7 protein-coding genes and 1 pseudogene are annotated in these 6101 nt (G+C 65.7%); 7 read left to right on the top strand and 1 reads right to left on the bottom strand.

Features of this window, described 5'->3' with window-relative positions; all coding sequences use genetic code 11:
• Positions 1-182, bottom strand: a pseudogene (locus IQ216_RS10885) (FAD/NAD(P)-binding protein); the annotation flags it as partial.
• Positions 183-318: 136 nt separating this feature from the next.
• Between IQ216_RS10885 and IQ216_RS10880 the strand changes: the two are divergent.
• The 7 genes from IQ216_RS10880 (at position 319) to IQ216_RS10850 (ending at position 5530) form a co-directional block, all read left to right on the top strand.
• Positions 319-1302 (top strand): GTP-binding protein, encoded by a 984-nt coding sequence (locus IQ216_RS10880; RefSeq protein WP_193815477.1) that lies wholly within the window; start codon positions 319-321, stop codon positions 1300-1302.
• A 407-nt stretch (positions 1303-1709) separates the two neighbouring features.
• Complete coding sequence (locus tag IQ216_RS10875; RefSeq protein WP_193815476.1) at positions 1710-2306, top strand: hypothetical protein; 597 nt, start codon at positions 1710-1712, stop codon at positions 2304-2306.
• A 96-nt stretch (positions 2307-2402) separates the two neighbouring features.
• Complete coding sequence (locus IQ216_RS10870) at positions 2403-3374, top strand: metal ABC transporter substrate-binding protein (protein ID WP_193815475.1); 972 nt, start codon at positions 2403-2405, stop codon at positions 3372-3374.
• 8 nt (positions 3375-3382) lie between these two features.
• Positions 3383-4180, top strand: coding sequence for a metal ABC transporter ATP-binding protein (locus IQ216_RS10865; RefSeq protein WP_370566710.1), 798 nt, complete (start codon positions 3383-3385; stop codon positions 4178-4180).
• Entirely contained in the window at positions 4173-5027 is an 855-nt protein-coding gene (locus tag IQ216_RS10860) for a metal ABC transporter permease (RefSeq protein ID WP_370566709.1), read from the top strand. The genes IQ216_RS10865 and IQ216_RS10860 overlap by 8 nt, the downstream gene beginning before the upstream one ends.
• Positions 5028-5136: 109 nt before the next feature.
• The gene (locus tag IQ216_RS10855) at positions 5137-5322 is read left to right on the top strand and encodes a conjugal transfer protein TrbI (RefSeq protein WP_186696554.1); all 186 of its coding nucleotides are present in this window, start codon (positions 5137-5139) and stop codon (positions 5320-5322) included.
• Positions 5312-5530 (top strand): hypothetical protein, encoded by a 219-nt coding sequence (locus tag IQ216_RS10850; protein ID WP_193815473.1) that lies wholly within the window; start codon positions 5312-5314, stop codon positions 5528-5530. The genes IQ216_RS10855 and IQ216_RS10850 overlap by 11 nt, the downstream gene beginning before the upstream one ends.
• Positions 5531-6101 lie beyond the last annotated feature (571 nt).

The raw sequence follows: 6101 nt of genomic DNA, 5'->3' as shown, positions 1-6101 counted from the left end.
GGGGAGGGAGACCGCAGCCAGGGAATCTCGTAGGCCTGCATCTGCCGCTGCCAGCGCACCATCCAGGCACCGGTGGGATCCACCACGCGCAGATGGCGGCGCCACTGGGGCCGCTTCTGCAGCAGCTGGCAGCTGAGCGCCAGGGCCTGGGGGCCGGCTCCAGCGATCAGCAGCTCAGCCATCGCCAGCCCCCAGCGAGGGATTGAGGCGGGCAACACGAGCGGTTTCAGAACGAGCCATGCGGGCCGGCCGGAGCTGGTGCTCTTACTAGAATGACAACCATTCTCACACCAGAGGCTTCGGCTTCCTGCCCCTGCCATGGCCTTCTCCAGTGCGGTTCCCGCCTCCCAGCGCCTGCCGGTCACGGTGCTCACCGGCTACCTCGGTGCCGGCAAAACCACCTTGCTGAACCGGATCCTCACCCATGAACACGGCCTGAAGGTGGCCGTGATCGTCAACGAGTTCGGCGAAGTGGGCATCGACAACCAGTTGGTGGTCAACGCCGATGAAGAGATCTTCGAGATGAACAATGGCTGCATCTGCTGCACTGTTCGTGGCGATCTGATCCGCATCATCGGCAACCTGATGAAGCGCCGTGATCGCTTTGATCACCTGGTGATTGAAACCACTGGCCTGGCCGATCCAGCCCCGGTGATTCAGACCTTCTTTGTGGATGAGGACCTACGCGATGAGCTCAGGCTCGATGCGGTGGTCACCCTGGTGGATCTCAAGCACGTGCTCCAGCACTGGGAGGCGGAGGAGGTGCAGGAGCAGCTGGCCTTTGCCGATGTGCTGCTGCTCAACAAGAGCGACCTGGTGGACGAGAGCGAGCGTCGCTCGATCGAGCAGCGGATCCGGGCGATCAACCCGGTGGCCAGGCTGCTCACGGCCACCGGCGCCGCTGTGCCCATGGTGCAGATTCTCGGGGTGGAAGCCTTCGAGCTGGAACGGGCCCTCAGCCTTGATCCTGGCTTCCTGGTGGAGGAGCACGAGCACGAACACGACGCCGCCGTGGGTTCGCTGGCGCTGGTGGAGGAGCGACCCATGGATCTGGACAGGCTGGGGAGCTGGCTGGCGGATCTGGTGGCCGAGCGGGGTCCTGATCTGTTTCGGATGAAGGGAATCATCCAGCTCAAGGGAGAGGGCAGGCGCTATGTGTTCCAGTCGGTGCACATGCTTCTGGACGGCGATTTCGACCGTGCCTGGCACGAAGGCGAGCAGCGCTCAACGCAGTTTGTGATCATCGGCCGCAACCTTGATCCGGAAGCCTTGCGCTCTGGCTTCCACGCCTGCGTGGCCTGAGCGGCGATGGCAACACCTGCGGCTCTGGTGTGTGAGCGACTCTGCGGCTAGCTGCAGCAGGCGATCACCTGCCTGAGCTGGTCGAGCGCTGGCGCGTTCCTTGCCATCGCGAGCGCCGGTGGTGAACTGGTGCTGCTCGATTTTGGCGCCGGTTGTGAAGAGCAGCTGCGGGGGGATCGCGACAGCAGTCTCGATGCGATCGGCTTCAGTGCCGATGACCAGTTCTTGATGGCAGTGGGCCAGGCGGGAGAGCTGCTGCTCTGGGAGCTGGGCGGCAGCGGCATCCGGCCCATGCCTCTGGAGCCGATGCCACTGGGGGCCGGTTGGCTCGATGCGGCAGCCTGGCAACCCCACGGCCTGGTGCTGGCCGTGGCCGCTGGCCGCTGGCCGCCAGTTGCCAGGGCGAGGTGGCTCTCTGGCAGCCGGATGCAGCTCCGGGAGCCCAGCCCCTGCGCGCCCCCACCGGCTCGGTGGGCCTGGTGCTGGCCTACGCGCCGTTCGGTGACCTGCTGGCCAGTGGCCAGATGGATCGCTCGCTGCTGCTCTGGCCTGAGGCGGGCCAAGGTCGGCCCTGGCAATTCAGCGGCTTCCCGGCCAAGGTCAGGGCCCTGGCCTGGAGCGATCAGCCCGGGCGACTGGCGCCGGCCCTGGCGGTGGCTTCTGGCGACACGGTGGTGCTGTGGCAGCAGCGCGATCGAGGTGAACGAGGTTGGACGCCTGAGCCCCTGCTGTGGCATCAACGCAAGGTCCATGACCTGGCCTTCGCACCCGGCCGCCCCCTGCTGGCCAGCGCATCCGCCGATGGCACCGTGGCTCTCTGGGACAGCCGGGGCCGCCTGCTGCAACCCCTTGAAGGCGAAGGCCAGGGGTTCCAGGCTCTGGCCTGGCGGCCGGATGGGCTGCACCTGGCGGCCGGCGGCGACCAGGGGCGCTGGTGGCTGTGGCCTGTTGCCGTGCCTGGCAGGGAGCGGGAACGCCGCTCGGGCGGAGCCGGTTTCGGCTAGGAGCAGCCCCGGCGCGGCGGTGACACGGCCTGGCTGGCGGCACCGAAGAGGCCCCACCATCTCCTGTAGGGTGAGAATGGTTCTCAATCCATCCAGATGAGCGTTCTGTTGTCCTCTCTGCGGCGCTCGGGCCTGCTGGGATTGGCCCTCCTGCTTGTGGCCTGTGGAGCCCCACAGCAAACCGCCGATTCCGAGAGCGGCGAGCCGGGGCTGAAGGTGGTCACCACCTTCCTGCCGATCACGCTGTTCACCCGTGCTGTGGCCGGGGATTGCGCCGAAGTCAATGCGCTGATCCCCCCCAGCAGCAGCCCCCACGATTTTCAGGCCAAGCCTGGGGATCTGGCTTCCCTGCGGGAGGCCCAGGTGCTGGTGAAGAACGGTCTGGAAATGGAGAGCTTTCTCGAGAAGCTCGTGGCTTCCGCCGAAAACCCCGACCTGGTCGTGATCGATTCAAGCCAGGGGGTCACCACGATCGCGTCCCAGGAGGAGCACGACCACAACGAGGCTGACCACGAGGAGGAGCATGGACACGGCCACGCCCACGGTGAGCTGAACCCCCACATCTGGCTGGATCCACTGCGGGCCGTGCAGCAGGTGGAGACGATTCGCGACGGCCTCGTGAAGGCCGACCCCAGTTGCGCAGAGGGTTATCGCCGCAACGCAGAGGCCTACACTGAAGAGCTGAAGGGCCTCAACACCGAGATCGCCAGCCAGCTCAAGCCCTTCGAGGGGAAAACCTTCGTGGCCTTCCACGATTTCGCCCCCTACTTTGCGGAGCGCTTTGGCCTGAAGGCAGAGTATCTGGTGGACGTGCCCGAGATGAACCCCTCCCCCGCTGACCTGCAACGCGTGAGCGAGATCGTGGAGCAGACCCAGCTGCGGGCACTGCTCTCTGAACCTCAGGAGGGAGACCGCTCCTTCAACGCCCTGGCCAAAGATCTGGGGGTGCGGATCAGCGTGTTTGACCCGATGGAGACCTCCAGCGAGCAAGCTGCCCTTGACCCCGGCACGTACTTCAGCGTGATGCGCAGCAACGTGACCAACCTGCGACAGGCCTTCAGCCAATGAGCGCCCCCGTGTCCCCAGTGGTACTCGAGGTGCGGGGCCTGACGGTCCAACGCGCTCGGGCCCTGGCCGTGGATGCTGTGGACTTTCAGCTGGCCAGGGAAACGGACACAGCCCTGGTTGGTCCCAATGGAGCAGGCAAGAGCACGTTGGTGGCCGCCCTGCTGGGCTTGCTGCCCAGGCAGGCGGGCACCGTTCAGATCCTCGGCCACGCCCTGGGGCCGGCAGGGGAGCTGCCCCGCTCGATTCGGGCCCAGGTTGCCTATCTGCCGCAGACCCTCGCCCTGCAAGGGCGCTTTCCGCTCAGCGTGGCGGAATTCGTGGGCTTCGGCTGCGATTCCCCCGGCTTGAGCCTGGCCTGGACTGGCGGCCGACGCCGCCGTGAGGCGGTGAGGCGGGCCCTGGAGCGCACCGGATGCAGCGAGCTGGGTGAGCGCCTGCTGAGTGAGCTTTCGGGCGGCGAACTGAAAAGGGTGTTGCTGGCGTTTTGTGTCGTGCGGCCCCGGCAGCTGCTGGTGCTCGACGAAGCCCAGGCGGGTCTTGATGGGCTTGCCTGCGAGCAGTTCTATCAACTGCTGCTGGAGCTGCGCCGCCAGGAAGGCTGGACCGTTCTCCAGGTGTCGCACGATCTCGACATGGTGCGACGCACCTGTGACCAGGTGCTCTGTCTGAACCGTCGACTGCGCTGCAGCGGGGCTCCTGACCATGCCCTGAGTCCGGCTCGGCTGGCTGAGCTCTATGGCCCGAATGTGGTGCCTTATCAGCACAGTCACGCCTGCAATCGGAAGGAGCTGGGCAGGCTTGGCTGATCCCTCGGCACTGCTTGGGGTTATCGCCCAGCCCTTCATGCAGCGGGCCATGCTGGGCGGCCTGCTCACGGGCAGCCTGGGCGGGCTGCTGGGCAGCTTTGCCGTGTTGCGTCAGCTCTCCTTCTTCAGTGATGCCCTGGGGCACTCGGCCCTGCTCGGCATCAGCATCGGCATCCTGCTGGGGGTCAACCCAACCCTGGTGCTGATTCCCTTTGCGGTGATCTTTGCACTGCTGATCAACCAGCTGGTGCAACGCAGCCAGCTGCCGGCTGATGCCCTGCTCAACATCGTGTACTCCACATCCCTGGCCTTCGCCGTGGTGGCTCTCAGCCTGGTGGACACCTACCGGGGCGGAATCCAGCAGCTGCTGTTCGGTGACATCCTCGGGATCGGCTGGTTGGATCTGGCCGTCATCGGCACACTCCTGCTCGGCGCGTTGGTCTATCTCAGCCTGAGTCTGCGGGCCCAGGTGCTGCTCACCCTCAGCAACGACCTGGCCGGGGCGTTCGGGGTTCGCGCCCACTGGCACCGCCTGGCCTTCATCGTCTTGCTGGCGGTGGTGGTGGCCGTGTCCATCAAGGCGGTGGGGGTGCTGCTGATCAGTGCCTTCGTGGTCATTCCTGCCTGTGCCGGCCGGCTGCTGAGCCGCCGTTTCCCGACCTACATGATCGTCTCAGCGATCCTGGGCGGGGGATGTGCACTGATCGGGCTGCTTCTGTCAGGCCTCGCCAACCTGCCCTCAGGGCCGTGCGTGGTGATCGTTCAGTTCACCGGTTTTGCCCTGGCGCTGCTGTTCAGTCCGATGCGTCGCCGGCCTTCAGCAGCAGCCCAGCCCGCGCCGATCTGACTCCCTCGCGACTGACTCCCTCTCGCTGCCCTGGTTATGGCCACTGGCCGATCCAGCGCAGCGCCGCCGGCGCCAGAGTGGGTGCAGATGAGCTGACCAAGCAGAGGCCATGACCACAACCATGGGGAGACCAACCGCGTTGAACTGCGCCTGTCCTGGGTGCAACTGCACGGTGAAACCTGAGACGCCCTTCCGCAGTGGCGCCTTGCTGTTCTGCAGCGACGCCTGCGCCATGGGGCACCCCAACGGTGAGCCCTGCCACGCCGGCTGTGGCTGCGAATGCCATGCCTGCTGAAGTAGTGATCGGGGGGAAAACGCTGCGATTAGCAAGGCGCAGCGATGTGACCGTCGCTCAGCGCGTGGCGGCCCATCTGCAACGCCGCATCACTGAGGACGACTGGCGCCCCTACCGGAGCAGAGAAGACGCGGTGCGGGCCTGGACCCATCTGGGCGGCATCCGACTCCAGGTGATGGAGGCGCTGAGCCTGCTGAACGAGGCCTGAACCTCTGCTTCACCTCAGGCACCAGCCACACCCGATCAAGCAGGTGATGCTGCAGGGCCCCGCTGATGCAGCGGGGCCACCTGGGTCAGGTCCTCCCGCTCCACCAGCGGGTACAGGCGCCGGGCGCTGGCTGAGGCGATGGCATCGGCCAGGGGCAGGAACCTGCTGCTGGCGGGAAGGGGAAGCGAGGGAAGCCCAGAGAAAGATTCCGGCACCGAGAGAGTGTTGGCTCTCCAGCCTCAACCGCCTCTGGGCATGGAAATCGGTGTCAGGGCTGCAGGCAGGCGTGCTGCTGATCGATGGAGTGTCCAGACGAACTGGAGGCCTGTCCTGTTGGACAACAGGCTTCTTTGACGAGTCCCGTGTTGCCACAATCAGCAGAGCCACAACCAGCTCGGCCAGGAAAATAAGATCAATCATGGAATGAGTGCCTAAGGAGGCTCTGGAAAACCCGAGCCATCCGCGCGAAAATATCCCTGTAATCGCAGGCGCGGACTGGGTTCATGGGCAGCAAGCAGCTCGGATTCGGTGATTACGAGCAGACCACGGCCAAGAAGCGCACGAGGCGCGA

The sequence above is a fragment of the Cyanobium sp. LEGE 06143 genome (assembly GCF_015207535.1).
Lineage (GTDB): Bacteria > Cyanobacteriota > Cyanobacteriia > PCC-6307 > Cyanobiaceae > NIES-981.
Note: the sequence above shows the minus strand (reverse complement) of the source record. Positions and strands in the feature narration are given on the sequence as shown.

Bases quoted from the DNA above. Each gene is read 5' to 3' on its own strand.
- IQ216_RS10850 (WP_193815473.1), top strand. From the start codon at position 5,312: ATGCCTGCTGAAGTAGTGATCGGGGGGAAAACGCTGCGATTAGCAAGG.
- IQ216_RS10880 (WP_193815477.1), top strand. From the start codon at position 319: ATGGCCTTCTCCAGTGCGGTTCCCGCCTCCCAGCGCCTGCCGGTCACG.
- IQ216_RS10855 (WP_186696554.1), top strand. From the start codon at position 5,137: ATGACCACAACCATGGGGAGACCAACCGCGTTGAACTGCGCCTGTCCT.
- IQ216_RS10870 (WP_193815475.1), top strand. From the start codon at position 2,403: ATGAGCGTTCTGTTGTCCTCTCTGCGGCGCTCGGGCCTGCTGGGATTG.